Source organism: Gordonibacter urolithinfaciens (assembly GCF_900199375.1).
In the GTDB taxonomy this organism is placed as follows: Bacteria; Actinomycetota; Coriobacteriia; order Coriobacteriales; family Eggerthellaceae; genus Gordonibacter; species Gordonibacter urolithinfaciens.
Window position 1 is genome coordinate 1,877,551 of record NZ_LT900217.1, and the last position, 26,708, is coordinate 1,904,258.

A 26,708-nucleotide genomic window follows, 5' to 3' on the forward strand; every position below is an offset into this window, starting at 1 on the left:
GACTCATCCCATGAACGACAACTCCTGCATCATCCGCGGCGGCACGGTGGTGTGCGCCGACCGGGTGCTTCCCGACCACGACGTCGTGGTCATCGACGGGCGCATCGCGGCCATCGAGCCCGCCGGCGCGTCCGACTTCGACGCGCAGCCCGACGCCACCGTGGGCGTGCTGCCCATCGTGGACGCGCGCGGCGCGTTCGTGGCGCCCGGCCTCATCGACATCCACTCGGACTACGTGGAGAACGTCGCCTCGCCGCGTCCGAGCGTGGTCATGGACCTGAACACGTCGCTGTACAAGGCCGACCGCGAGCTCGTGTCGCACGGCATCACCACCATCTTCCACTCCCTGTCGGTGTACGGCGCGCACATCTTCGACCACAAGCCCATCCGCGACTTCGGCAACGTGAGCGCGCTCATCGACCGTGTGGCCGGCCTGCGCGCGGGCGAGGAGCGCGACCACCTCATCCGCCACCGCCTGCACATGCGCGTGGAGCTGGACTCGGTCGACCTCTACGACGACATCGAGGCGTTCCTGCGCTCCGGCAAGGTGGACCTCGTGTCGTTCATGGACCACACGCCCGGCCAGGGCCAGTACCGCGACCTCCTGCTGTTCGGCGACACGCTCAAGGGCTACCGCGACGTCACCGACGACGAGGTGCGCGACATCATCCGCCAGCAGCAGGAGAGCAGCAAGATGACGTACGCGCAGATCGCGGCCCTGGCGTCCATCGCGTGCGAGCGCGGCATCTCCATCGCGTCGCACGACGACGACAGCGCGGAGAAGCTCGCGTTCATGGACGGCCTGGAGGCCTCCATCTCCGAGTTCCCCATCTCGCTCGACGTGGCCCGCGAGGCGCGCGCCCGCGGCCTGCACACGGTGGCCGGCGCGCCGAACGTGATGCTGGGCCACAGCCACTCCGGCAACCTGAGCGCGCGCGAGGCTGTTGCGGCCGGCGCCATCGACGTGCTGTGCAGCGACTACTACCCGGCGGCGCTGCTCGACGCCGTGTTCGCGCTGCGCGACGAGTGCGGGCTCGACATCGCGCGGGCCTTCGCGCTCGTGTCCGCGAACCCGGCGAAGGCCGCCGGCATCGCCGACGAGGTGGGATCGCTCGCGGTGGGCAAGCGCGCCGACGTGCTGCTCGTGCGCGAGATCGCCTGCGGCGAGGCCGGCACGCGCACGATGCCCGTGGTCACGCGCGCGTTCGTGGGAGGCCGCTCCGTGTTCCGCTCGCATTACCCCGACCAGCCTCTCGGCTACGCCCGCGACCTGGGCGAGCACGTGCAGGTCCGGCGCGCCCTCGCCTCCGAGGCGGTGTGACATGGCGCTCCTGGAAATCGATGACCTCTCGAAGTCCTTCCTGCTGCATCGCGTGGACCGGCGCATCCAAGGGTGCCAGCACGTGAGCTTCGCCATTGAGCCGGGGCAGTTCGTGGGCATCACCGGGCGCAGCGGCAGCGGCAAGTCCACCATCCTGCGCTGCATCTGGCGCACGAACCTGCCCGAGCAGGGGCGCATCCTGTACGATTCCGCCCGCTTCGGCCTCGTCGACCTCGCGCAGGCCACGCAGCGCCAGATGCTCTACCTGCGCGCCTTCGAGCTGGGCTACGTGTCCCAGTTCCTCAACGCGCTGCCGCGCCAAACGGCCCGTGACATCGTGCTGAAGAGCGCGCTCGAAGCCTACGGCGCCGACGAGCGCGCCCGCGCCGAGCAGGAGACCGAGCGCATGCTGCGCCACTTCGACCTGGACGAGAGCCTGTGGGAGCTCTACCCGCGCACCTTCTCCGGCGGCGAGAAGCTGCGCCTCAACATCGCCGCCGCCATGATCAAGCGCCCGCGCCTGCTGCTCCTGGACGAGCCCACCGCCTCGCTCGACAACGCGTCGAAGCTCAAGGTGCGCACCCTCATCGAGCAGCTCAAGGCCGAGGGCACCACCATGCTCGGCATCTTCCACGACCTCGAATTCATGGACGGCTTGTGCGATCATGAGTTCAACATGCAGGAAGGGATGATGGCGTGAGGAACGGGCGGGAGCAAGGACGAATCGCGACGGCGGCCGCGCGCGGCCCGGCTCTCCACGCAGCGCGCAGGCGAACTCCGGTTACGTGGCAGTTTTTGACGGTAGTTGATCATTCGGAAGCGCCGAATCGGGCCAAGGTGTCGGCAGAGAATACGCGTCCCTGCATTTCACCTGGTCATAAGCGTGGCGAAAATCGCTATGAACGAGCCGACTCCGAGGCGATGATCAACTATCGTCGTTTTCTGCCACGACTGAAGGTTTCTCGTGCGCGCGGGCTCGGCAGGGAAGGGGTGACGGCATGAAAGCCGACCTCCACGTGCACACCACCATGTCGGACGGCTCGGACACCTTCGAGGAGGTGCTCGCCCAGGCGCGCGAGCGCGGCATCGGGCGCATCGCGTTCACGAACCACGACACCACGTGCGGCCTGGACGGGGCTGCGGCCCTCGGCGCGCGCTACGGCGTCCAGGTCACGGGCGGCATCGAGGTGAGCGCCTACGACTTCCAGCGCGGCCGCAAGGTGCACGTGCTGGGCCTCGGCCTGTGCGAGGACGCGCCCGCGCTCGCCGCCCTCTGCGGCCCGCTGCTCGAGCGCCGCAACCAGAACTCGCTCTGGCAGCTCGACCGCATGGTGGAAGCCGGCCTCCCCGTCGACGTCGAGCGCGCCCTCGCCCTCGGCCGCGCCTCCACCTGCCTGTACAAGCAGCACCTCATGGCCGCGCTCACCGGCGAGCCGCACCCGAGCGCCGCCTACCGCGCGCTCTACCGCAGCCTGTTCAAGGACGGCGGCATCTGCGACCGCGACATCGCCTACGTGGACGTCCGCGACGCCGTGCGTGCCATTGCGGAGGACGGCGGCCTGCCCGTGCTCGCGCATCCCGGCCAGCTGGACAGCTACGACCTCGTCCCCGAGCTCGTCCCCCTCGGCCTCGCCGGCATCGAGCAGCACCACCCCGACCACACGCCCGCCGACCACGACCGCTGCGCCCAGCTGGCCGAACGCTACGCCCTCGCCTGCACCGGCGGCTCCGACTACCACGGCCGCTTCGGCTCCATCCCGCACGTGGGCTACCGCATTCCCCAAGCCTGACCGCGAATCCCCCTGCCGTCAAAATGCCTCGATGTTGGCGGCCGCCGCCGTCGGGCTTTGCCGGTGTGAGCTCGCTTCCCTCTGCCGTTCCGGCATGCCGATGACGCGTGCTTAGCGGCGCGGATGCGGAGCAGGCTGAATGGCTTGATGCACACGCCGACGAAGCGGGGTCGCCATCCGGAGCCGGCTTATCGGAAAGCTGTCTTTCGGCGAGAAGTTGAATCGCCGTCCGTGGCCCATGCCTGCTGTTCGCGCTACACTTACCAGCTATGGAAAAGCAGACCTTGCATATCGCGCAGCGCACCCGGATCGACGGACCTGTCGGCTGCCTTCCCGATGATCCCGTCGTTCTCGGCGTGGACGTGGGCGGCACGCATACGAAGGTCGCGGCGTTCGACCTCGGCGGCGAGTTGCTGGGCACCCGCGCGCTCGACCTACTCGCGCACGGCGAGGGCTTCGGCACAGGGGAGCGCCTGAAATGACGAATGCCCGATGCGGGAGCGCTTCCATGCGCCCGCTTACCTCGCGGATCGCCCGGTTCGCGCGCGAGCGCACGGTGCTTGTCGTGTCGGCCTTAGCCGCCTTGGCAACTGTGGCCTTCGTCCCGCCCGACGAAGCGTATCTCGGCTATTTCGACGTGAAGACGCTCGCCTGCCTGTTCGGGATCCTCGCCGTCGTGGGTGCGCTGCGCGGCATCGGCCTGTTCGAGCATGCGGCGCGCCTCATCGTAGCGCGCTTCTTCACCTGCCGGTCGGCCGTGGCAGCGCTCGTGGGGTCCACGCTCGTGCTTTCGATGTTCGCCACGAACGACCTGGCGCTCATCATGATGCTGCCCCTCTCGGCCGCCACGCTGCTCAAAGCCGGATGGGAGCGCTCCCTGCCCTTCGCGTTCATCATGCAGAACCTGGCGGCGAACCTCGGCGGCATGATCCTGCCGTTCGGCAATCCGCAGAACCTCTACCTGTACGAGCGCTTCTCCATCCCGCTGGGTGATTTCCTCTCCAGCATGGCGCTGCCCTTCGCGGTCTCGGTCGTGCTCATCGCCCTCTGCTGCGTCTTGTTCGCCAAGCCAGAGCCCCCGAAAGCAACGAAAAAAACGAGCATCGGAAAAAGAGGCAGCAGAAAAAGGCGTGACGAAAAAACGAGCGGAAGAAAAGCGCGTTGGGAAGAATCGGTCAGCGGAGGAACGAGCAACGGAAAGCTCGCTTGCAGATGAGGGCCGGCAGCAGGCGGCATCCTCCGCATCTGGCGAGCCCCTCGAACGAACGGATGTTTCACGTGAAACATCCGCCTCCGAACAGGGGAAAGATGCCTATGCCGCCACTCCGCGCATCGTCTCGGCGCGCCGGCCGCGAGCGCTCGCTTATGCGGCACTGATGGCGCTGGTCATCGCGTCGGTGTTCCGGATCGTGCCCTATCCGGTTGCGGTGGGCGCCGTCGTGGTCGCGCTCGGCGCGCTCGACCGGCGGGCGCTGAGGACGGTGGATTGGGGGCTGCTGCTCACGTTCGCCTGCTTCTTCGTGTTCGCCGGCAACATGGCGCGCATCCCGGCCGTGGAGGGCTTCTTCTCGTTCTGGATGCACGAGAACGCGCTGCTCGTGGCTGCAGGCGCCAGCCAGGTGATCAGCAACGTTCCTGCCGCCGTGCTGCTGTCGCACTTCGCCGACGGCTACGCGGCGCTGCTCGTGGGCGTGAACATCGGTGGCGCCGGCACGCTCGTGGCATCGCTTGCCAGTCTCATCACGTTCAACGAGTACCGCATCGTCCGCCGCGGCTTCCCCGGCCGCCCTGCGCTCTCCCGCGTCACGCCCGGTGCCTACCTCGCCCGCTTCACCGCGTACAACGCGGCCTTTCTCGCCGTGCTCCTGTTCGTGTGCGCGCCCTTCGTGTAGGGGCGTGCCGGACGGGTTTCCACTCCACCGCTTTAGTGTGATAAACCGTACACATGCCAAAACGCCCCGTTCGCGGGGGCCCATTCATCGAAAACGTCGTTCGGCGACGGATAACTGTTTGAAAAGAGAGGGCTGGCGCTTTATAGTAGTGCGACTGCATCATACTTCATGACGTGAAAGCGAGATGCAGAGGAAAGGGGAGAGACCAATGAACATCAAGAAAATGGTTGCGCTCGTTGCAACCGGCGCCCTCGCGGCGTCGCTCGCGCTGTTCGGCTGCTCGTCGGGCGACGGGCAGGACTCCGGCGCGAAGGACGACAAGGCGGCCGGCAACGAGTCCGGCTACACGCTGGTGAACGACGGCAAGCTGACGGTGGCGGCTTCGCTCGACTTCCCGCCGTTCGAGAACCTGAACGGCGACACGCCCGAGGGCTTCGAGGTGGAGCTCATGGGCCTTCTGGCCGAGGAGATGGGCCTGGAGATCAACTACCTGCCGTCCACGAAGTTCGACACCATCGTTCCGCTCATCCAGACCGGCGGCAAGGCCGATGTGGGTGTTTCGGGCATCACCATCACCGACGAGCGCCTGGACCAGGTCGACTTCACCGACGCCGTGTGCGACGTGAACCAGAGCATCACCGTGCTCAAGGATTCGGGCGTCACCGACGTGGCGCAGCTCGAGGGCAAGAAGGTGGGCGCCCAGACCGGCACCACGGGCTACGAGTGGGCTGCCGAGAACATCAAGGACGTGGAGATGGTGGGCTTCGACGAGATGACCGCCGTGTTCCTGGCGCTGCAGTCCGGCCAGATCGACGCCATTGCGGTGGACCTGCCGGTGGCGAACTACTACGTGAAGACGGCCTACACCGACTGCCAGGTCATCAAGGAGATCCCCACGGGCGAGCAGTACGCCATCGCGGTGAGCAAGGACAGCCCCGAGCTGACCAAGGCGCTCAACACGGCGCTCAAGGCCATGCGCGAGAACGGGAAGTACGACGAGCTTGCCGCCAAGTGGTTGCAGTAACGCACAGATAGGGTGAGCATGCAGATCGCATTCGCATTTGCGCGGAAACACCTCGCAGGCGCCGCGGCGGTTCTCTTCGCCGCGGCGCTGGCGGTCTCGTTCGTCTTGCCGGTCCAAGCGCACGCGCTCGACGTGGAGCGCTGGACCGCCAAGCCGAACAAGGACGGCGACAACACCACGGTTCTGGGAGCCACGGCGACGCGCGTCACGTGGCAGGGCCAGACGGCGGAGGACGAGTCCCTTGCCTCCGTGACCATCGAGATGCCCGAGGGCACCACCGTCGGGGCCGAGAACGTGAAGACCACCGTGCTCGTGGGGCTCGATCGCCTGGATGCGGCGTCCGAGGCCGTCGTGGACGGCAACGACGTCACGGTGACGCTCGCCGAGCCTGCGCCGGCCGGTGCGCTCGTCATGGTGGAGTGCAACCGCACGCTCCTGCCGGGCGGCGGCGGGTCGTTCGGCCTGGCGGGCAGTTACACCACGGCCGACGGGCAGCGCCACGACATGCCGGCCACGGACCAGGTCATCAACGTGACGGGCACCTCGCCCGCCGAGCAGCTGTCCAGCTGGCTCAACCAGCAGGACTGGGTGAAGGCGTGGAACTCCAACAAGTTCCTGCACCTGTTCTTCGACCCGGCCATCATCGTCACGTCCGTGCCGGCGCTGTTCGCCGGCTGGCTCGTGTCGATCGGCGTGGTGGTGGTGAGCTTCCCGCTGGCCATCCCCCTGGGCCTTCTGCTGTCGTTTTTACGCATGGCGAAGCACCGCCTTCCGCGCGCCATCGGCGCCACGTACATCAACATCGTGCGCGGAACGCCGCTGTTCCTGCAGCTCTACATCGCGTTCTTCGGCCTGCCGCTCATGGGCGTGCAGATGGACAACTTCACCATGGGCGCCATCGTGCTGGTCATGAACTCCAGCGCGTACCTGGCCGAGATATTCCGCGCGGGCATCCAGTCCATCAGCCAAGGGCAGTTCGAGGCGGCGCGGTCGCTGGGCATGAACGGTGCGCAGACCATGTTCTTCGTTATCATCCCGCAGACGGTACGGCGTGTGATTCCCACTATGACCAGCGAGTTCATCCTCATGTACAAGGACACCTCGCTCCTGGCCGCCGTGGGCGTGACCGAGCTCATGATGTACGCGAAGACCATCACGGCCGCCACGGGCAACGTGACGCCCTATATCGTGGCCGCCGGGTTCTACCTCATCGTCACCATTCCGCTCACGAAGCTCATCAACACCATGGAAGCGCGCATGTCCAACGGGCGCCGCAAGCATAAGAAGGGCCCCGCCGACCGCAGCATCACGTCGGCCGCCTCGGTGGTGCCTGATTCCGACGCCGGCGTGGCGCGCAGCATCCGCCTGTCCGAGACGTTCGCCGGGCCCGCCTCGCAGACCGACGCGGCAACGCGCATCTACGAGGATGCGAAGCGCAACGGCAACCATATCAGCCATTAAGGAGGTGCGGATCATGAGCGAAGCGAACAACGGCGCGGCGGGTATCGGGGCGGCAGACATCGCCGGCGCGGACGCTGCGGACGAGACGGTCATCCGCATCGAGGACCTGCGCAAGACGTTCGGCGACAACGAGGTGCTGCGCGGTATCGACCTCGACGTGCGCCGCGGCGAGGTAGTGGTGATCCTGGGCCCGTCCGGCTCGGGCAAGTCCACGCTGCTGCGCTGCGTGAACCTGCTGGAGAAGCCCACGGGCGGCCGCATCTTCTTCGAGGACACCGAGATCACCGCGAAGAAGACCGACATCAACAAGGTGCGTGCCAAGGTGGGCATGGTGTTCCAGAACTTCAACCTGTTCCCACACCTCACGGCCAAGAAGAACGTTATGCTGGCGCAGCAGAAGGTGCTGCACCGCAACAAGGAGGAGGCCGCGCGCATCGCCGAGGAGCAGCTGGAGAAGGTGGGCCTGGGCGAGCGTATAGACTACCGGCCCTCCGAGCTCTCCGGCGGCCAGCAGCAGCGCGTGGCCATCGCCCGCGCGCTCGCCATGGACCCGCACGTCATGCTGTTCGACGAGGCCACGAGCGCGCTCGACCCCGAGCTCGTGCGCGACGTGCTGAGCGTGATGAAGGAGCTCGCCCGCGGCGGCATGACCATGATCGTGGTGACGCACGAGATGGGCTTCGCCCGCGACGTAGCCGACCGCGTCATCTTCATGGACGGCGGCCACATCGTGGAGCAGGGCACCCCCGAAGAGGTGTTCGACCATCCGACGTCCGACCGCACGAAGGACTTCCTGGGCCATATCTCGTAGGGGCTCCTCTTTCAGCCGGCCAAAGGCGCGTCACCTGCATAGCCGGCCGAAGATGTGTTGCCGCATAACCGGCCGAAGGCGTGCCGCCGCATAGAGCCGGCTGGGGGCATGCGTATCGGGGGAGCCGTCCGGCGCATGGAGAAACCTCCGAGGTTGACCACATGCGCCGGACGGCCTCCCCTGCACGCGTGGTCCCTGCCGGCTGGATGGAAAGGCGGCATTTCCGGCGAATGGAAGAGCGGCGTATGGCCCGCCGGAAGGAAGAGCGGTGCAGGGGCTGGAGGGGAGCGTTGCGCGGCCGACTGAATGGAAGCGGCGGCGGATGCTTGCAGGGGGAAGGGGTCGATGAGCGGCAAGATATGTTTTTTCCCGCCCCCTCTATCCCGGCGATTCTTCGGATCCCCTCGTTTTGTGCAAAACGCCGCCGTTTTTCCTACGGCAACCGCGGGCAGCTCCCCTGCATGAGGTTACGATTTGATTCCTTTTTATGCAGAACTATGGAAACAAAGAAGAAGAATATCCAATATGGTCATGATCTCGTTTCGCGCAAAGCTTCACCAAACCGTAATATTTTTGTGCATATGAACAAGATCATTGTTTTTTTGTTAAAAATCATTCGAAAATTTGTGTTGCAGGTGAACAAAAAAGATGGTATAACTTCCTCAACGGCAAATCTGGTAAGCATGCGACGGTAGGAAAACCGGGAGCGTCATGAACCACCAGTCTCCCAGCACTCTGAGTTGCAGCGCAAAAACCAGCAAGCTGCAGTAGTATGTAGTGTGCCACCCAACGGTAGCGAAGAGCGCTGCCACAGAAAGGAGACTGTCATGGCGAAGATAGTCAATTCTTGGAACGACTGGGATCCGCTGAAGCGCGTTATCGTCGGTCGTTGCGACAACTCGATGATCCCCCCCGAGGAGCCCGCGACTTCCGAGAAGGTGCCTGTCGACTCCGAGATGCGCGGCATGTGGGGCCTGCGTCCCCTCGCCACCGTCGAGCGTGGCAACGAGTGCCTCGAGAACCTCGTGAAGATCCTCGAGGACCGCGGTGTCGTCGTCGACCGTCCCACCCCGCTGCAGTGGAACCAGGCCATCGGCACGCCGGACTTCCGCAACGACTCCATGATGACCTGCATGCCTCCGCGTGACATCCTGCTCACCGTCGGCAACGAGATCATGGCCTCCGCGAACTCCTTCCGCTGCCGCTACTTCGAGTACCTGGCCTACTGGCCCCTCATGAAGCAGTACTTCGACGAGGATCCCGACTTCCTGTGGACCCAGGCTCCCCGTCCCCGCCTGACGGACGCCTCCTACAAGCACAACTACTACGACGAGAAGATCACGCTGGAAGAGCGCCTCGTCCGCACGGCCAACAAGGACTTCGTGACCACCGAGGTCGAGCCGATGTGGGATGCCGCCGACGTGATGCGCATGGGCAAGGACCTGTTCATCCAGCACGGCCTGACCACGAACCGCACGGCCATGGACTGGTTCCAGCGCTACTACCCCGAGTACCGCGTGCACGCCGTGAACTTCCCCGGCGACCCGTACCCGATCCACATCGACGCCACCTTCGTGCCGCTGCGTCCGGGCCTGATCATCAACAACCCGCACCGCAAGCTCCCCGAAGAGCAGCGCGCCATCTTCGAGGCCAACGATTGGCAGATCGTCGAAGCCGCCCAGCCGGCCCACGACGAGCCGCCGGCGCTGTGCTACAGCTCCGTCTGGCTGTCCATGAACTGCCTCGTGCTCGACCCGAAGACGGTCATCGTGGAGGCTTCCGAGGTTCACCAGCAGGAGCAGATGGACAAGCTCGGCATGAACGTCATCCCCTGCGACCTGCGCGACGCCTATCCGTTCGGCGGCGGCCTGCACTGCTCCACGGCTGACGTCTACCGCGAGGGCGACTGCCTCGACTACTTCCCGAACCGCGTCAAGGATCCCACCCTGGTGCGCCCGGAGATGTGGAACGACTAGTCGCTTAGCCGCCTAGCACAACAAGCCACTTGCTGAAAGCAAGCGTCGATTAACAGAAGAAAGGGGATCTGGCAGGGTTTATCGCTCCAGATCCCCTTTCCTGCTCTTCAACCTATACCACCGCATGCACGATTCGGCCCTGTGAGGCCGACTAGGTACCCGTATACCCATTCGGCCTCACAGGGCCCGATTTGCGGCTGGCAAAGGGGATTTCCTTTTTCTTGCTACTGGTTTTAAGGAGGACCAATGGCAGATACCAACAAAACCACCAACACGCCGGATCTGGGTGACAAGCCCGAGCTCGGCAACGGCAAGGACGGCTCCGGCAGCTACCAGATGAGGGTGGGCTTCGGCACCATCGCCATGCTCATCTCGGCGACCGGCATGGGCCTCGTGCCGCTGTTCAGCCGCTGGGCCACGCGCACCGACATGTTCAACGGGGCGGCGGGCCTGAACGCCGGCGATTCCATCGGCGCCCTCATGGCCGTGGGACGCATGGGCATGGGCGTCCTCTTCTTCGTCGTCCTGCTTCTTGCCACGCACAAGGTGCATGTGTTCAAGAAGCTCAAGCTCACGCCGGCTATCGCGCTCGGCGGCCTCATGATCGGCATGTCGTTGGCGTGCTACGTCACGTCCACGCTGCTCACCACCGTGTCGAACGCGGTTCTGTTCATCTACATAGGCCCGGTAGTCTGCGTATTGCTCGCGCGCATCTTCCGCAAGGAGCCTATGTCCAAGCTGCAGTGGATCTGCCTGGGGGCGGTGTTCATCGGCATGCTGTTCGGCAACAACCTCATGGGCTTCGGCGACAACGGCTTCTTCGTGGACTTCAACCTCGTGCCGTCCACGCCCGAATTCCCGCAGAAGGGCATCGGCGATGCGTTCGGCCTCGCTTCCGGCTTCTTCTACGGCGCCTCGATGTTCTTCAACGGCTATCGCAAGGACGCCGACACCACGGCGCGCGGCGTGTGGAACTTCATCTTCGCCGTCATCGGCGCCGGCTCCATCACCATCGTGCTGAACTCGCTCGGCAGCATCGACCCGAGCATGGCCAACTGGGCGCTCAACATCCACTTCACGCCGTTCAACTGGATTGGCGCCGTGCTCCTGTGGATCATCTGCGGTCCCATCGCGCTCGGATTCCTGCTGGTTGCCGGCCGTAACCTGCCTGCCGCAGACTACGGCACCATCGCGTACTGGGAGGTGCCCGTCGCCATCTTCGTGGGCCTCGTGGTGTTCGGCGAGGCGCTCACCATCAACACCATCATCGGCGGCCTGCTCATCATCGGCGGCGGCGCAGTGCCCTCCATCAGGGGCATGATCGTCGGCCGCAAGCAGAAGCAGCAGGAGGAGATCAGCGAGAACCTGGCTGCCCGCCTGGAAAAGGCCGAGGAAGACGAGCATCTGCAGTAGGCCGAGCGAGAAGAAAGGAACGGTGTGTCATATGAAGATCACGACCAATCTGACCCACATCGCCACCGAGGTCGAGTTCGAGCCTGCCCTGACCGAGGAGCAGCTCAAGGAGGCGTTCGGGGCAGTCGGCCTCAAGGGCTTCCCCGCCGAGCTGGACATTGCAGAACGCACGGAAGAGCATGTGCAGATGATGGCGCTGGACTCGTTCCTCGGGTTCGCCCAGACGTCGGGCGTGGCGGCCGTCACCTACGATGTGACGTATTTCCCGCATGCCGATGACGCCGAGGTGACCTACCAGCTCAAGCAGCTTGCACGCGAGCTGGAGATCAGCGCCGACGTTATCCGCGACGTATGCGCCGACGAGATCCGCGAGTACCTGGAGCTCGACGCGAAGCGCGATGCCAACGCCCCCGTGCACAGCATCGTGGAATGCTACGTGGGCGGCACGGCGTTCGCCTGGTACGGCATGAACGAGTACCCGCGCTTGAAGCGCGTCATCCTGCGCAAGCTGGCCCAGGGCGGTCAACGGGCCAAGCACAACTTCATCATGCGTGCGAGCAAGGCGCAGGTCGACCTGCTCGAAGATTACTGATAGCCGACTGGGCACGACAGGGGTTCTGAAAACGCGGCGGCTCGGTTCTGCCGGCCGCCGCGCCTCGGGCATCGCAGCGTCGGGGTTCTCGCTGCGATCTTCCCTTGCCGCCGCTTGCTCCAGCTGGTTTCCGCGCGTTCCGCGCCTTCTCCCAGACCCCGGTCGCGGAGCGCTGCCTGCCGGGTAAACGTTACATCTTGGTGGTAGGCCGAGTTTTGGCGTTATCATAACGGTTGCTGGAAGCGTATCTCCCCATTTTTGTCAGGAGGGCTCCACATGAAGCGAAGGCTTGCCAAGCGGTTTTGTCCCCGGCTCCACAAAGCCGCGCATTTCTTAGGGGACTATCATGAATGTTGAAAGCGGTACTGCCAACGCTGTTCCTCCCCGGTCGTTCTCGGAAGAAGAGCAGCATAAAACCCTGAAAAAGGTCACGTTCTCGTCGTTCCTGGGCAATTTCATCGAATGGTTCGACTACGCGAGTTATTCCTACCTGGCCACGGTCATCGCGCTCGTGTTCTTCCCGGGCGAGGACCGCTTCGTGGCGGTGATGAGCACGTTCGCCGTGTTCGCGCTCTCGTTCCTCGTGCGCCCCATCGGTGCGGTGTTCTGGGGGAACATGGGCGACAAGAAGGGCCGCAAGTGGGCCTTGTCCATCTCCATCCTCATGATGAGCGGTGCGACGTTCCTCATCGGCTGTCTGCCCGGCTACGCCCTCCTCGGCGTGGGCGCGCCGCTGCTGCTGCTTGCGCTGCGCATGGTGCAGAGCTTCTCGGCCGCCGGCGAGTATGCGGGTGCGGCCACGTTCATCGCCGAGTACGCGCCGAAGAACCACCGCGGCTTCTACTGCTCCATGGTGCCGGCGTCCACGGCCACGGGCCTGCTCGTGGGCTCGCTGTTCGCCACGTTCATGTTCAACACCTGGGGCGCCACGTCGGACTTCGTCGTGGACTGGGGCTGGCGCATACCGTTCTTGCTCGCGCTGCCGCTGGGCTACATCACGCACTACATCCGAACGCATCTCGAGGATTCCCCGGTGTACGAGGAGATGCAGGAGCACCTGAAGCAGCAGGGTTCCAGCGTGAAGCATCCCATCCGCACGCTGTTCAAGAAGCACCTGCGCGTGCTCATCATCTCGTTCGGCGCCTGCGTGTTGAACGCCGTGGGCTTCTATGCGGTGCTCACCTACCTGCCGAACTACCTCGAGACCACGCTGAACTACGATCCGAGCGCGGCATCCATCATCACCACTATCGTGCTGGTGGCCTACATCGGGTTCATCTTCGTGTCCGGCCGCATCTCCGACCGCTTCGGCCGCAAGAAGATGCTCATCATCGCCTGCGTCGGGTTCATCGTGCTCACCATCCCGGCGTTCATGCTGCTGGGTACGAAGAACTTCTGGATCATCCTGCTGGTCGAGCTGGTCATGTGCCTCATACTCACCATCAACGACGGCACGCTGTCCAGCTACCTGACCGAGACGTTCCCCACCGACGTGCGCTACTCCGGGTTCGCGTTGAGCTTCAACCTGGCCAATGCCATCTTCGGCGGCTCGGCGTCGTTCATCTCGTTCTGGTTGATCGATATGACGGGCAACGACATCGCGCCCGGGTTCTACATGGTGTTCATCGCCGCGCTGGCGCTGGTGGCCATGATCCTGTCGCACGAGCACACGGGCAAGGACTTGTCCGAGGTGTAGGCGGGGTGCGTGCGCCGCGCGCTGCGAGGCCTGCCGGGAGCCGCTCCGTTGGGGCGGCTCCTTCTTTCGGCGGCCGTCCGGGCCGCGGCGGCGGGCCGTCTCGGCACCGGCGCGTATTTCATCGTATAATGGGGCGGTTGCAACAGCGGCAGGGAGCAGGTTGGAGGGGTCTATGAGCGAATCGTCAACGCCGAAGTCATTGAAGGCTCAGATCACGCGCACGTCGCTCGTGCTCGCCGCCGCCGCGCTCCTGCGCGAGGAGGGTCCCAAGGCCGTCACGTACCGCAAGGTGGCGAAGTGGGCCGGGGCGGCGTCCTCGTCGGTGGGCTACTACTTCGACTCCGTCACCGAGCTCTTGCACGAGGCGGGCATGTACAACATCCAGCTGTGGGCGCAGCGCGCCGAGCGGGTGGCGGATTTGTGCGAGAAGCTGGAGCCCGAGGAATGCCGCGCGCGCATTACCGAGCTTCTGACGCGCGCGTGCCTGCCGGACGACTCCATCGTGCCCAAGGCGCACTACGCGCAGCTCATCGGCGCGGCTGATTCGAGCGTGGTCACGGAGGCCTACCGCAAGGGCCGCGTTCTGCTGGATGCCGCCATCGCGCGCATCCTCGAGCGGGCGGGCGTTCCCATGACGCCGCGCATCGTGGTGGCCATCGTCGATGGTGCCGCCGTGGCCTCTATCTCCGAGGGTCTGGACGTGCGCGAGACCACCGGCAAGCTGCTCGACGAGGCTATCGAGGCCTACACGAAGGCCGCTGGCTGCTAGAGGCTTTCCCGCCGGCCCTGAAAGCCTCTAGCTCGGCTTCGCCGTCGTCCGTTTGCGCATCCCGCATCCAGGGGCACCGCTGTATACGCACCTGCGCCCGGCGCCGTCGTTGCGCCCTTGCCCGGCACCGCGCCTGCATGCGCCTGCAGCCGAGCCTCCTGCACCTCCTTTCATATCCCGAACCTCACGCTTGAGCGACGGGAGAGTGAACCTTCTTCCCTCCATCGCTCTCCCTTTCCTGCGTCTGGTAGAACGGACGGACGCAAGCAAATGCGACGGCATCCATCTGCCTTTTGGGATGGCGGCGTCGCCCGTCTAGGAAAGGAGTTGGAGCATGAGCGAAACCCGTCAGCAGGCGGTCGCGCCCTCGGCCGATCCCGGTCCCGTGGGCAAGGTGAGCCGCCCGTCTTTCAAGCGGTCTTTGACGTTCTTCGGGTTCTTCGCCATCACCGCGTCCATGGTGATGACGGTGTACGAGTACCCTTCGTTCGCCTCGTCCGGGTTCCAGCTGGTGTTCTTCTTGATCATCGGCGGCATCCTGTGGTTTTTGCCCGTTGCCATGTGCGCGGCGGAAATGGCCACGGTGAAGGGATGGGAGTCCGGCGGCATCTTCTCGTGGGTTGGCAACACGCTGGGGAGGCGCTGGGGTTTCGCCGCGCTGTTCTTCCAGTGGTTCCAGATCACCGTGGGCTTCGTGACCATGGCGTTCTTCATATTGGCGGCGTTCGCCTACGTGGTGAAATGGGACGCGCTTTACAACAACCCGCTGGTCATGTTCTTCGGCGTGGCCGCCATCGTGTGGATCCTCACGCTCACGCAGCTGGGCGGCACGAAGTACACGGCGCGCATCTCGAAGGTGGGCTTCGTGGGCGGCATCATCCTGCCGGTCATCGTGCTTCTGGTGGGCCTGTTGTACTACTTCGCCACGGGCGGCGTGTCGCAGATCAACATGACGCCGGCCACGTTCGTGCCCGACTTCGGCAAGGTGGACACGCTCGTGATCTTCGCATCGTTCATCCTGGCTTACATGGGTGTGGAAGCGTCCGCCTCGCACGTGAACGAGCTGAAGAACCCTAACCGCAACTACCCCCTGGCCATGATCATCCTGGCGGTGCTCACCATCGCGCTCGATGCGCTGGGCGGCTTGGCCGTGGCCACGACGCTGCCGGCGTCGGTGCTGGACGGCAACCTGTCGTTCGGCGTGATCGAGGCGTTCCGCGCCATCTTCGTGCAGCACATCGGTCCCGGCCTCAGCTGGATCGTGTTCGCGGTGGCGCTGCTTTTGGCGCTGGGCGTGCTGGCCGAGATTTCGGCATGGATCGTGGGCCCGTCGCGCGCGCTGCTCGACACGGCGCACGACGGCATCCTGCCCCCCTCCTTCAAGAAGGTCAACAAGCACGGCGTGTCGGTGAAGACCGTGGTCATCCAGGCCTGCATCGTCACGGTGTGGGATGCGGTGCTCTGCGGCTCCATCGCGCTGTCCGGCGGGTCCAGCTCGTCGGTGGGCTACCTTACGGCCATCGGCCTGACGGTGGTCATCTACCTGGTGGGCTACGTGCTGTTCTTCCTCGGGTACTTCTATCTGATCTTCAAGAAGAAGGACCTGCCGCGTTCGTTCCAGCTGCCGGGCGGCACGCCGTTCAAGGCCATTGTGGCGGGCGCCGGCCTGTTCATGACCGTGGCGACGCTCATCATCTCGTTCTTCCCGTCGTCGAACCTCGACGCTCAGTCGAACATGGTGTACCAGGCCACGCTCGGCATCGCGTTCGTGATATCGGTGGCCATCCCGTTCGTCATCTACGCGCTGCGGCATAGGTGGGCGCCGCAGGGCCCGACCGACCGTGCAGCGGTCGGTGCCGCTGTCGGCGCGGGCGCTGGTGCGGCAGCTGGGACGCATGCTGCCGGCGCGCATGTCGGCAAGGGCGCCCCGATGGGCACGGCGGCGCGCGCGGTGCCCCTGGGCCCGAACGCCCGCAAGGCGGCGCATCCGTCCGATCCGGCCGCGGCCGATCCTAAGAAGGGCGCGGCCCCGACGACGAAGTCGAGCACGCTCGGCGACAGCGGGCCCATCAACAAGCGCACCCGGGCGTCGGAGAACCTGCGCGGCGGCAAGCCGAGCGGGGCGGGAGCGGCCGGCATGTCGGCCGGCGGCGGGCCCGGTTCCGATTTCGGCGCGACGGTCGCGCGCGGCATCTCCGCCGCGGTGGTCAGCGTGACCAGTCGTCCCTCCGGCCCCATGGCAGTCGATTCCGGCCCCACGGTCACCACGGACGACGTGCCGGCCGAGCCCCAGCCCGTCATGCGCGACGAGGTGGCGGTGCGCGAGATCGACCTCGATACGGGCGCCGGCGCCCATGAGGCGCCGCCCTCGTGCGGGGTGGCGGCGCATGCGCGCAAGAGCAACGTCAAGGATGCCGGCGAGGTGCGCGACGACTTGCTGGAGCGCGAGGCCGAGGGCGACCCGTCGCTGCGTGCGAGCGTCACCGAGGCCGTGGTGGGCGAGCGTGTCCCCCGTGCCGATCCGGACTCGCCCGACCCGCGACGAGAGACCGGCATCGACACGAACGGCCCCGACTCGAACGGCCCGGCGTCGCGCTAGGCCCCTCTCGGCAACGGGTAGACGGCCGGCGCGGCGATCCGCGCCGGCACGCCCCGCCTGCGCCGCCGGGCGCGGTGCAGGCGGGGCACCCGTTCGCCCTCTGATTCTGGTTCCAACCCTACTTACCAGGAGGTTTTCATGAAGGAACAAACGTCAACCAGCAAGATCCTCGACACGATGGACGAGGGCACCAAGTACTCCACGCCCATCTTCGGCTCCGAGGCGTCCGACGTGGCCATGCCGCGCACGCAGATGAACGACAAGCCGGTCGAGCCGCGCATCGCCTACGAGATGATCAAGGAGTACCTGTCCATCGAGGGCAACGCCACGCAGAACCTCACCACGTTCTGCCAGACCTACATGGAGCCCATGGCCACGAAGATCATGGCCGAGACCATGGAGAAGAACGCCATCGACAAGGACGAGTACCCCATGACGGCCGACCTCGAGAACCGCTGCGTCGCCATGATCGGCGACCTGTGGCACGCGAACCCCGACGAGGAGCCCATGGGCACCTCCACGGTGGGCTCGTCCGAGGCCTGCATGCTGGGCGGCTTGGGCATGCTGTTCCGCTGGAAGAAGCTCGCGAAGGACGCCGGCATCGACATCTACACCGAGCAGCGCCCGAACCTGGTGATCTCCGCAGGCTACCAGGTGTGCTGGGAGAAGTTCTGCCGCTATTGGGACATCGAGATGCGCCTCGTGCCGCTTGAGAAGGACCATCTGTCGCTGAACATGGACACGGTCATGGACTACGTGGACGACCACACCATCGGCATTACGGCCATCCTCGGCATCACCTACACCGGCAAGTTCGACGACGTGCAGAAGCTCGACGAGCTGGTGGAAGCGTACAACCAGGAGCATCCGAAGCTGCCGATCCGCATCCACGTCGACGGCGCGTCGGGCGGCATGTTCGCCCCGTTCGTGGAGCCCGACCTGGTGTGGGACTTCCAGCTGAAGAACGTGTGGTCCATCAACTGCTCCGGCCATAAGTACGGCCTCGTGTACCCCGGCATCGGCTGGGTGGTGTGGCGCAGCAAGGAAGCGCTGCCCGAGGACCTGATCTTCTGGGTGAGCTACCTGGGCGGCGAGGAGGCCACGATGGCCATCAACTTCTCGCGCAGCGCCTCGCAGATCGTGGGCCAGTACTACGTGCTCATGCGCAACGGCTTCGAGGGCTTCAAGGAGATCCAGGAGCGCACGCTCGACGTGGCGCGCTACCTGGCCGCCGAGCTCAAGGAGATGGGCATCTTCGAGATCTACGAGGATGCGTCGCACATTCCGATCGTGTGCTGGGGCCTGAAGGACGACGCCGACGTGGAGTGGTCGCTGTACGACCTGTCCGACCGCCTGCGCATGAGCGGCTGGCTGGTGCCCGCGTACCCGATGCCCGCCGATATGCAGGACACCACCGTCCAGCGCGTCGTGGCGCGCGCCGACTTCTCGATGCAGCTGTGTATCAAGCTGGTCGAGGATATGAAGAAGGAGATGGACACGCTGAACAAGGCGAAGTTCGTCACCGGCAACACCCAGGGCGTCATCCAGACCGGCTTCAACCACGGCGGCCGCTCTGCCGTCGACAAGGTCGAGAAGGTCCAGACGAAGGCGAAGACCACGCAGAAGTAAGTGCGCCGACCCCGCCCCGACCTCCCCGGTCGGGGCGCTTTTTCGGTGCTGGAGGAAAGCAGAAGGGCCTCTTATTTAGATTACGGTAATAGAATTGAAAAGAATTTCTGATATTTTACCGTAACGGGCAATCAGGCCCCCGAAATCCCCTCCGAAGGCGAGAAAACCGCCCAAAACAGCGGGAAGAGCCGCACGTTGGATGCCCAAAAGCGGGCTTCGGACAAGAATTCCCGCGATTCGGTAATATATCGATAAAAAATTCCAAATCCATTACCGTAGCCGAATATTCGATATCGTGAACGCGATCAACTTGCTTCTGATCGACACACGACGTGCGTTTTGCTCGCTGCGACTCTACCCGAAGAGCTGGTAGCCGAAGTAGCCTAGAACGGCGCCTACCGCGGCGGCTGCGAGGGTGAGGAGCACGCCTCTGAGCACGGGATGCCGCCGTGCGCGCAGGCTTTTGGCGTTGTTGCGGTCGATGGGCTCACCTTTCGAGAAGGCCATCAGCTCGCGATACGTCACCACGTCGTGCTGCTTCTTCAGGTGCTCGACCACCGTGAGCATGACCAAGCCGATGCCCCACACCAGCAGCCCGATGATGGCGGACGGCACGAGCCCCCAATCCCAGAAGGTGAACCCTCCGATGAAGAGCGCACATCCGACGACCACGACTGCGGTCCCTCCCCACGCCAGGTAGATCATCTTCCGGTAGTCTTTCTCGATTGCTTCCTTCATGGCTTCCACGTCTCCTTTGATCAGTTCGTCGACCGTTACGTCGAAGAGGACGCTAAGGAGCAGCAGGCTTTCCACGTCAGGGTAGGTCTTGTCGTTCTCCCAGCTTGAGACGGTCTGGCGCGAGACGTAGATCTTCGCGGCGAGGTCGTCTTGCGAGAGTCCGCGTTCCGTTCGGTGGCGTTTGATCTGGCTGCCGAGCTCCATGCGTTTCCCTTCGTTGATCCAAGGTTGCCATGACGCAGGGAAGTGTACCATCAAAGGGCTTTGACACGTCTCGCTTCGCGACCCTTTTCTGTGTCAAAAGTGCTTTACAATACGTTTGAACAGGTGTTATTTAGAATGACGCAGGACGTTGCCGGGAGTGCGCATGCGGGGCGGCGCCTCCAGCTGTACAGAGAGAACGCCCCCTGCGCTGAATCCGGTTCTCGTTCGCCATTTGGGACCGGATTCAGCGCAGGGGGCGCAGGGGGAAGAGGTGGCCACGCGGAGCGCGTCGCGCGCGACCACCGGTGATAGCGGAAGAGCTTAGTCCTCGCGCTCGATGGGCATGCTCATGCAGCGCGGGCCGCCACGGCCGCGGGACAGCTCGGCGGAGGGCACGATGATGAGGTCGAGGCCCTTGTCGCGCAGCACCTTGTTCGTGACGTCGTTGCGCTCGTACACCACGATCTTGCCCGGGGCGATGCACAGCGTGTTCGAGCCGTCGTTCCACTGCTCGCGCTCGGCCGCGATGCGGTCGCCGCCGCCGCAGGGGATGAGCTCCACGGGATGGCCGACGTAGGTCTCCAGGATGCTCTCCAGCGTGCCGTTCACTTCCTTGACCTTGATGCCGTCGCCTTCGGCGGTGATCTCGAACACCGTCAGCGGGCCCATGATGCCGGGGTGGATGGTGAACTTGTCCGTGTCGATCTGCGTGAACACGGTGTCGAGGTGCATGAAGGCGCGGGAGTTCGGGATGTTGAACGCCAGGATGGTCTCGATGGGGCTCGTCGGATCGCCGAAGATGTTCTTCGCGATAGCGTCGATGGCATCGGGCTCGGTGCGCTGGGAAATGCCGATGGCCAGCACCTTGTCGTTGATGTTGAGGATGTCGCCGCCCTCGATGTGGAACGTGTTGTAGCGGCTGTAGTACTCAGGCGTGCCCTTGAGCATCGGATGGTACTTGAAGATGTACTCGCCGTAGATGGTCTCGCGGTTGCGGGTCTCGGAGTACATGCGGTTGATGGACACGCCGTTGCCGATCATCGCGAACGGGTCGCGGGTGAAGTACAGGTTCGGCATGGGCTTGACGACCATCTTGGAGGACTCGGACACCAGGTCCACCAGCGAGTTGGACTTGTCGGTGTGGAGCTCGGTGAGGTTGATGCCCTCCATCGTCTTCAGCACGAGGTCCTTGGCGTCGGGGTAGTTCTCCTGCAGGTAGTCGAAGATGATCTTCTGGTAGCGATCCGTGCGGATGCCGGCCTCTTCGATCCACTGCTTGAGGAACTGCTCGCGCAGCTCGGGGTTGGCCTCGAGAACCTCGGCCATGAGGTCTTCCAGGTAAAACACTTCGACGCCGTTGTCGCGCAGAGCCTGCGCGAACGCGTCATGCTCCTCCTGGGCGACCTTCAAGAACGGGATGTCGTCGAACAGCAGCTCTTCGAGCGTGTTCGGCGTCAGGTTCAGAAGCTCTTTGCCCGGGCGGTGCAGCAGGACTTTCTTCAAGGGCTTGATCTCGCTCTTGACGTTCACTCCTGACATGTGCAACCCTCCTTCGGTTTGTCGGCCCGCGCGTCCTTTAAGCGCGCCGGCCTTTCTTCGCCAAGTGCGTCCGCGGCGCGATGCCGTGACGCGTTGGTCTCACCATGCGCCCTCCGCTGCGTGAAGGAAAGATGTAAAGCGGGTTTACCGGTGCATCGATCGGGGTGTACCCGGCCGGGAAAGACGCTAAACCTCAAATAAACCGCAGGTGGGAGCAATGCGCATCCTGCAACCATACACTGCGGCCGCGCGCGTTCGGCTCGGATGCCGCAGCCTTTTCCGAAACGATGCCGATTCGTGTATCATGGGTCATGTTGCAGACGGCCGTGCGCAAGCGAGGAAAGAGGTGCTCCTTCGTGGGATTCGTGCTCTTCCACTACACGCTCTTCGTGCTGTTGGGTTCTATCATGGCATCGGCTGCATGCCTTTCCGCCTACCTGGTATCGCGCAAGCGCGCCATGCGGTACGCCTTCGCTGGCTTCCTGTTCTACTTCTTCGACGTGGCGTGGGTGTTCCAAGACGACTTCTTCACCGGCGCCGACGCGGGGCTGGGCGCGGCGTACGCGGTGGTCATGTCGCTGGTGCTCGTGGTGACGGGCGGCGGGTTCCTCACGTCGTTCTGGCTTCTGGTATGCGATTACCTGGGCGAGGAGCGCCGTGTGTTCAAGGTGGCGCCGGCCGTGCTGTTCGTGGCGGCGAGCGTGGCCGTGCTGGCGCTGCTGCCCAAGGGCGATTTGCGCAGCTTCCTGTTCTACTTCCCGCGCGAGCTGTACCTGTTCTGGATGCTGCTGTTCGCCGGGTTCCGCTTCCTCGTGACGAAGGACGAGTCCGGGCGCAACCGCTTGCGCCGCCACCGCTTGCTCTACGTGCTGTTGTGGGTGTTGGGCCTGATGATCGTTGCGGAGGACGCCTGCGTGTTCCTGCTGCCCGACCTCGTCCTGCTCGGGCCGCGCGCCTATGCGCCCGAGCGCAACTTCGCCGAGAACGTGCTTATGCTGTGCTGCGCGTTCTTCGCCTGCCGCGATGCCTTCCGCGTGCTGTCGCTGCGCTTCGAGCGGCCTCCCATGCACGAGGGCGGCCGGCAGGAGGAGCTCATCGACGACAACCTGCTCCTGTACGGCAAGCGCTACCGCCTGTCCGAGCGCGAGTGCGAGGTGCTGCGCTACGTGCTGGTGGGCAAGGACAACCAGAACATCGCCTCCGCCATGCACCTGGCCTTGAGCACCGTGAAGGTGCACGTGCACAACATCCTGCAGAAAACGGGCCAGCCGAACCGCCAGGCCCTCGTCCAGGATTTCTGGAAGACATCGTAGAACGGCCTAGAGCGTGCCAAAAGCCCGGGGGCAATGGCACATCGGAAAATGTGCCATTGCCCCCGGGCTTTTGGCACGCTCCCCTGTCGCGCTCGCTCTACTGCTCCGCCAGCCATCTTCTCAACATGCTCACGATGTCGCTGACCAGGAAGTCGAACTGGTAGTTGCACAGCGCCTCGCCCAGGGCGGGGCCCGCGCGCGAGCGGCCTTGGCCGATCCCGCTTCGACGCCGGATTCGATAGCGATGGCGATGCGGGCGTGCGTTCGGCGCGGTGTCGCTGCCAACCGGCGACGCCGCGCCGTTCTTCCATATACGCGTGTCCTCCGTTCTGCTAAAGTAGACGAATCTGCGCGGCGCACCGCGCCGTAGGTTTCGCGCAACCGAGGCGAAACATGCAAGGGGGATCATTGGGGAGGCAAGAAGGTCGGCCCCAACGTGAGAAGGGAAAGGAGAGGGTATGAGCAGTACATTGGTACAGAAGTTCAAGAACGTGGGCCCCGGCGCGCTTGTGGCGGCCGGCTTCATCGGGCCCGGCACCGTCACCACGTGTACGGTTTCGGGTGCGAGCTACGGCTACACCATGCTGTGGGCACTGTTGTTCGCCACGGTGGCCACCATCATCTTCCAGGAGATGGCGTCGCGCGTGGGCATCGTCTCGGGCAAGGGACTGGGTGAAAACATCCGCGATCGTATTCCCAACAAGGCGCTGATGTGGATTGCGATCGTGATTGTTATCATCGCCATCTTCGTGGGCAACATCGCATACGAGACGGGCAACATCACGGGCGGCATCCTGGGCATCCAGGCGGTCCTGCCCGACGTGCCGATGATCCCCATCGTCATCGTGCTGGGTGTGCTGGCGTTCATCGCCATGTGGATCGGCTCGTACAAGGTGGTCGAGGTCATCCTCACGGCCATCGTGGTGTTCATGGGCGTGGTGTTCTTCGTCACGGCCATCGCGTCGTCGCCCGACTGGGGCGCCATCGCCACGGGCCTCTTCGTGCCGACGTTGCCCGAAGAAGGCTCGAAGGGCATCCTCACGGCCGTGGGCCTCATCGGCACCACCATCGTGCCGTATAACCTGTTCCTGCATGCGTCCGGTGCCTCCGAGCGCTTCAAGGACCCCGAGCAGGTTTCCGACGCCCGCTTTGACACCATCCTGAGCATCGGCCTGGGCGGCATCATCTCCATGGCCATCCTCATCTGCGCCGCCGCCAACATCTACGGCACCGATGCCGTGGTGGCGAACGGCAAGGACATGGCGTTGGCGCTGCAGCCGCTGCTGGGCTCGTGGGCCACGTGGATGATCGGCCTGGGGCTTCTGTGCGCCGGCTTCTCGAGCGCCATCACGGCTTCGTTCTCCGCCGCGTATGCCGTGAACGGCGTGCTGGGCTGGAAGAAGACGACGAAGGACCTGCGCTTCAAAGTGATCTGGATGATCGTGCTCCTGGCCGGCTGCATCATGGCGGTCGTGCTGGGCAAGAGCCCCACCGAGCTGATCCTGGTGGCGCAGGCGGCCAACGCCATCCTGCTGCCCATCATGGCGTTCTTCGTCATCTACTGCGCGAACGGCAAGGACCTGGGCAAGTGGCGCAACCACATCTTCGCGAACTGCGCGGGCGTGGTGATCATCGTCATCACGCTGTTCATGTGCTGGCGCAACATGTCCAGCTTCCTCACCTCGCTCCAGGCGCTCATCGGGGGCTAGGGCTAGGGCCTTCGCAACCGCAGATGCGCCCGCCGTTCGGCGGGCGCATCTGTTTATGATTCACGGTGGGTCGTGGCGGGCGCTTATGCGCCAGGCGCAGGCGACGCCTATCCTCGGCCTAGCGTGCGCCCACCGGCTTGATGGCGATGCTATCCTGCTCCAGCGCCTCGCGGATGCGGCGCACGAAGGCGAGGGCGGTAGGGGAGTCGCCGTGCACGCAGATCGTGTCGGCATGCAGGTCGATGAGCTTGCCGTTCACGGAGAGGATGGCGCCGTCGCGGATGGCGTTCTTCACCCGCTCGATAGCTTCCTCCTCGTTGCGGATGAGCGCGGCGGGGTCGTTGCGGCTCACCAGCTTGCCCTCGTCCGTATAGTTGCGGTCGGTGAAGAACTCCTCGGCGGTGACCAGGCCGATCTTTCGCCCCTCGTCCACGAGCGCGCTGTTCGCTAGGCCCACCAGCACCAGGTGATCGTCCACGTCGCGCACCGCCTGGGCGAGCGCGGCGGCAAGCTCCGGGTCCACGGCGGCATGGTTGTACAGCTGGCCGTGCGGCTTCACGTGCCGAAGCGGGACGCCGGCGGCGGCGCAGAACGCTTGCAGCGCGCCTATCTGGTACAGCATGTACGAGTAAGCCTCGTCGGGCGACAGGTTCATGTCGCGGCGGCCGAAGCCCTGCAGGTCGGGGTAGCCGGGATGCGCGCCGATGGCTATGCCGGCATCCGCTGCCATGCGTACGGTGTCGCGCATGACCATCGGGTCGCCCGCATGCTGCCCGCACGCAACGTTCGCGCTGGAAACGAGCGGGATGATCTGGTCGTCGAGCCCGAGCGTATAGCGCCCGAAGCTCTCGCCCAGGTCGCTGTTGAGGTCGATACGGTACATAAGCTGCCTTCTTTCCCACGGTGTTAGCTCCTATTGTAGAGCAAGGGTCGGCACGCTGCGAATACTTCACGCGCCTTCGGATTGCCCCCAATCTACCAGCACGCTTTCCACTTGCTGTATCAGCTGCTTTTTACCGGGTACGTGAGATACGTATCGCGAGGCGAAAACGGTGTTCTGCAATCCTCCGAGCGCGTATTCGGCTGTGACGGCGTCTTTGTCCGTGCATAAGATGATGCCGATGGGAGGATTATCGAACTCGTCGTTAATTTCGCAAGCATAGTAGTTCAGGTACATGTTGATTTGCCCGACCGCTTCCGGCATCAGCTTGGAGGTTTTCAACTCGATGAGCACGTATGCTCGGAGCAGCTTGTTGTAGAAGACCATGTCGACATGGTAGTGAGTGTTGTTGAGCGTGATCCGCTGCTGCGTGCCCACGAACATAAAGCCCTGACCCAGTTCAAGGAGGAATTTTTCAATATGGGTGACGAGTGCTCGTTCAAGCTCGCTCTCCGGGAGGGGTGCGTCGTCGGGAATTCCCAGGAATTCGAAGACGTATGGATCCTTGATGATATCGGCGGGTTGCACGACGCGGGCTTCGTCGTTCGAGGGGGAGAGCCTGCGCTGCATGCTCCAAGTGCTGCCCGATTGGATCAGCCGCTCGTACAGCGATGTCGATATCTGTCGCTTGAGCTCACGTACCGACCATCCGGCTTCGATGCATTCTCGCTCGTAGAAACGCCGCTTGTCAGGATCCGAGATGCTCAAAAGCTCGCAATAATGCGACCAACTCAATTTGCCAGACAGTGTCTGGCAAATTGGATAATCCAGATAGAGTAGGCGCATGTTCTGCAGATTCGAGCGCGAGAACCCCTTGCCGTATGTCTCGGTCAATTCTCGAGACAACCGCTTGAGCGTTGCAGCGCCGTACTCCGCGCGATCGGGGTTTTCCTGCTCGTGTTCCACTATGATGCGGCCGACATTCCAGTACGTGACCAGCATCTCATGGTTCACGTGCGCAATAGCACGCCGACGCCCCTGTTCCAACACGCGCTTGATGTCGTTGAAAACGGACTCGTAGGATGCGATTTCTTCATAAGACATGGCAAGCCTCCTCTTCGGTTCCCAAGGATGAGAAGATCTTGCTGGATCTTGCAGGCGTGGTACGGGCAACGGGGGAACGCGCTACCATCTATGGGCCGTCTGTTCGGAAGCGGCGCCTGCACTGGTTCTTTGTAGCGCATAATCTAATACACTGAAGGTTTAATTGCAAGAGCAAAAATCCCCCGCCTTCCAAAAAGAAAGGCGGGGGATTTTTGCTGCTTGGTGTCGAGGCTGATACAGCCCCGACG

23 protein-coding genes are annotated in these 26,708 nt (G+C 64.1%); 19 read left to right on the top strand and 4 right to left on the bottom strand.

What is annotated here, in order from left to right; translation table 11 throughout:
• Nucleotides 1-10: 10 nt before the first annotated feature.
• The 17 genes from BN3560_RS08055 to BN3560_RS08130 all read left to right on the top strand — a co-directional run bounded on the left by BN3560_RS08055 (nucleotide 11) and on the right by BN3560_RS08130 (nucleotide 18,973).
• A complete protein-coding gene (locus tag BN3560_RS08055; RefSeq protein WP_096227655.1) occupies nucleotides 11-1,321 on the top strand; it encodes an alpha-D-ribose 1-methylphosphonate 5-triphosphate diphosphatase in 1,311 nt (436 codons plus the stop codon).
• A 1-nt stretch (nucleotide 1,322) separates the two neighbouring features.
• Nucleotides 1,323-2,021 (top strand): phosphonate C-P lyase system protein PhnL, encoded by a 699-nt coding sequence (locus tag BN3560_RS08060; protein WP_096227656.1) that lies wholly within the window; start codon nucleotides 1,323-1,325, stop codon nucleotides 2,019-2,021.
• A gap of 298 nt (nucleotides 2,022-2,319) precedes the next feature.
• Nucleotides 2,320-3,111 (top strand): phosphoribosyl 1,2-cyclic phosphate 1,2-diphosphodiesterase, encoded by a 792-nt coding sequence (gene phnPP / locus BN3560_RS08065; protein ID WP_096227657.1) that lies wholly within the window; start codon nucleotides 2,320-2,322, stop codon nucleotides 3,109-3,111.
• A 284-nt stretch (nucleotides 3,112-3,395) separates the two neighbouring features.
• The gene (locus tag BN3560_RS08070) at nucleotides 3,396-3,593 is read left to right on the top strand and encodes an ROK family protein (protein ID WP_096227658.1); all 198 of its coding nucleotides are present in this window, start codon (nucleotides 3,396-3,398) and stop codon (nucleotides 3,591-3,593) included.
• A 26-nt stretch (nucleotides 3,594-3,619) separates the two neighbouring features.
• Nucleotides 3,620-4,327 carry an SLC13 family permease gene (locus tag BN3560_RS08075; RefSeq protein WP_231897368.1) on the top strand — a complete coding sequence of 236 codons (708 nt, stop codon included), beginning with the start codon at nucleotides 3,620-3,622 and terminating at the stop codon, nucleotides 4,325-4,327.
• Between the two features lie 160 nt (nucleotides 4,328-4,487).
• Nucleotides 4,488-5,003 carry a transporter permease gene (locus tag BN3560_RS08080; RefSeq protein WP_231897369.1) on the top strand — a complete coding sequence of 172 codons (516 nt, stop codon included), beginning with the start codon at nucleotides 4,488-4,490 and terminating at the stop codon, nucleotides 5,001-5,003.
• A gap of 208 nt (nucleotides 5,004-5,211) precedes the next feature.
• Nucleotides 5,212-6,027, top strand: coding sequence for an ABC transporter substrate-binding protein (locus tag BN3560_RS08085; RefSeq protein WP_096227660.1), 816 nt, complete (start codon nucleotides 5,212-5,214; stop codon nucleotides 6,025-6,027).
• 18 nt (nucleotides 6,028-6,045) lie between these two features.
• Nucleotides 6,046-7,488: an amino acid ABC transporter permease gene (locus BN3560_RS08090; RefSeq protein WP_015540046.1), complete on the top strand. Its 1,443-nt coding sequence runs from the start codon at nucleotides 6,046-6,048 to the stop codon at nucleotides 7,486-7,488.
• Between the two features lie 13 nt (nucleotides 7,489-7,501).
• Entirely contained in the window at nucleotides 7,502-8,299 is a 798-nt protein-coding gene (locus BN3560_RS08095; RefSeq protein ID WP_015540045.1) for an amino acid ABC transporter ATP-binding protein, read from the top strand.
• Nucleotides 8,300-8,544: 245 nt separating this feature from the next.
• On the top strand, nucleotides 8,545-8,994 hold the full coding sequence (locus BN3560_RS14365; protein WP_123649851.1) for a hypothetical protein: 450 nt from the start codon (nucleotides 8,545-8,547) through the stop codon (nucleotides 8,992-8,994).
• A gap of 132 nt (nucleotides 8,995-9,126) precedes the next feature.
• Entirely contained in the window at nucleotides 9,127-10,275 is a 1,149-nt protein-coding gene (locus tag BN3560_RS08100) for an N-dimethylarginine dimethylaminohydrolase (RefSeq protein WP_015540044.1), read from the top strand.
• Between the two features lie 246 nt (nucleotides 10,276-10,521).
• Nucleotides 10,522-11,688 carry a DMT family transporter gene (locus tag BN3560_RS08105; protein ID WP_227115129.1) on the top strand — a complete coding sequence of 389 codons (1,167 nt, stop codon included), beginning with the start codon at nucleotides 10,522-10,524 and terminating at the stop codon, nucleotides 11,686-11,688.
• Nucleotides 11,689-11,719: 31 nt separating this feature from the next.
• A complete protein-coding gene (locus BN3560_RS08110) occupies nucleotides 11,720-12,280 on the top strand; it encodes a hypothetical protein (RefSeq protein ID WP_096227661.1) in 561 nt (186 codons plus the stop codon).
• Nucleotides 12,281-12,626: 346 nt separating this feature from the next.
• The gene (locus BN3560_RS08115) at nucleotides 12,627-13,976 is read left to right on the top strand and encodes an MFS transporter (RefSeq protein WP_096227662.1); all 1,350 of its coding nucleotides are present in this window, start codon (nucleotides 12,627-12,629) and stop codon (nucleotides 13,974-13,976) included.
• Nucleotides 13,977-14,148: 172 nt separating this feature from the next.
• On the top strand, nucleotides 14,149-14,745 hold the full coding sequence (locus BN3560_RS08120; protein WP_096227663.1) for a TetR/AcrR family transcriptional regulator: 597 nt from the start codon (nucleotides 14,149-14,151) through the stop codon (nucleotides 14,743-14,745).
• A 334-nt stretch (nucleotides 14,746-15,079) separates the two neighbouring features.
• On the top strand, nucleotides 15,080-17,344 hold the full coding sequence (locus BN3560_RS08125; RefSeq protein ID WP_096227664.1) for an amino acid permease: 2,265 nt from the start codon (nucleotides 15,080-15,082) through the stop codon (nucleotides 17,342-17,344).
• A 138-nt stretch (nucleotides 17,345-17,482) separates the two neighbouring features.
• Nucleotides 17,483-18,973 (top strand): glutamate decarboxylase, encoded by a 1,491-nt coding sequence (locus tag BN3560_RS08130; RefSeq protein ID WP_096227665.1) that lies wholly within the window; start codon nucleotides 17,483-17,485, stop codon nucleotides 18,971-18,973.
• Nucleotides 18,974-19,327: 354 nt separating this feature from the next.
• On the opposite strand, the gene BN3560_RS08135 is transcribed toward BN3560_RS08130, so the two are convergent.
• Entirely contained in the window at nucleotides 19,328-19,915 is a 588-nt protein-coding gene (locus BN3560_RS08135) for a helix-turn-helix transcriptional regulator (protein WP_096227666.1), read from the bottom strand.
• 321 nt (nucleotides 19,916-20,236) lie between these two features.
• On the bottom strand, nucleotides 20,237-21,454 hold the full coding sequence (arcA, locus tag BN3560_RS08140) for an arginine deiminase (RefSeq protein ID WP_096227667.1): 1,218 nt from the start codon (nucleotides 21,452-21,454) through the stop codon (nucleotides 20,237-20,239).
• 356 nt (nucleotides 21,455-21,810) lie between these two features.
• Between arcA and BN3560_RS08145 the strand changes: the two genes are divergently transcribed.
• On the top strand, nucleotides 21,811-22,767 hold the full coding sequence (locus tag BN3560_RS08145) for a helix-turn-helix transcriptional regulator (RefSeq protein ID WP_096228635.1): 957 nt from the start codon (nucleotides 21,811-21,813) through the stop codon (nucleotides 22,765-22,767).
• A gap of 458 nt (nucleotides 22,768-23,225) precedes the next feature.
• The gene (locus BN3560_RS08150; RefSeq protein ID WP_096227668.1) at nucleotides 23,226-24,476 is read left to right on the top strand and encodes an Nramp family divalent metal transporter; all 1,251 of its coding nucleotides are present in this window, start codon (nucleotides 23,226-23,228) and stop codon (nucleotides 24,474-24,476) included.
• Between the two features lie 118 nt (nucleotides 24,477-24,594).
• Here BN3560_RS08150 and BN3560_RS08155 read toward each other — a convergent pair whose 3' ends face one another.
• Both BN3560_RS08155 and BN3560_RS08160 read right to left on the bottom strand, forming a co-directional pair.
• Nucleotides 24,595-25,359, bottom strand: a complete 765-nt coding sequence (locus tag BN3560_RS08155) for a LamB/YcsF family protein (protein WP_096227669.1) — start codon at nucleotides 25,357-25,359, stop codon at nucleotides 24,595-24,597.
• Nucleotides 25,360-25,425: 66 nt separating this feature from the next.
• Nucleotides 25,426-26,460 carry a PDDEXK nuclease domain-containing protein gene (locus BN3560_RS08160; RefSeq protein WP_096227670.1) on the bottom strand — a complete coding sequence of 345 codons (1,035 nt, stop codon included), beginning with the start codon at nucleotides 26,458-26,460 and terminating at the stop codon, nucleotides 25,426-25,428.
• Nucleotides 26,461-26,708 lie beyond the last annotated feature (248 nt).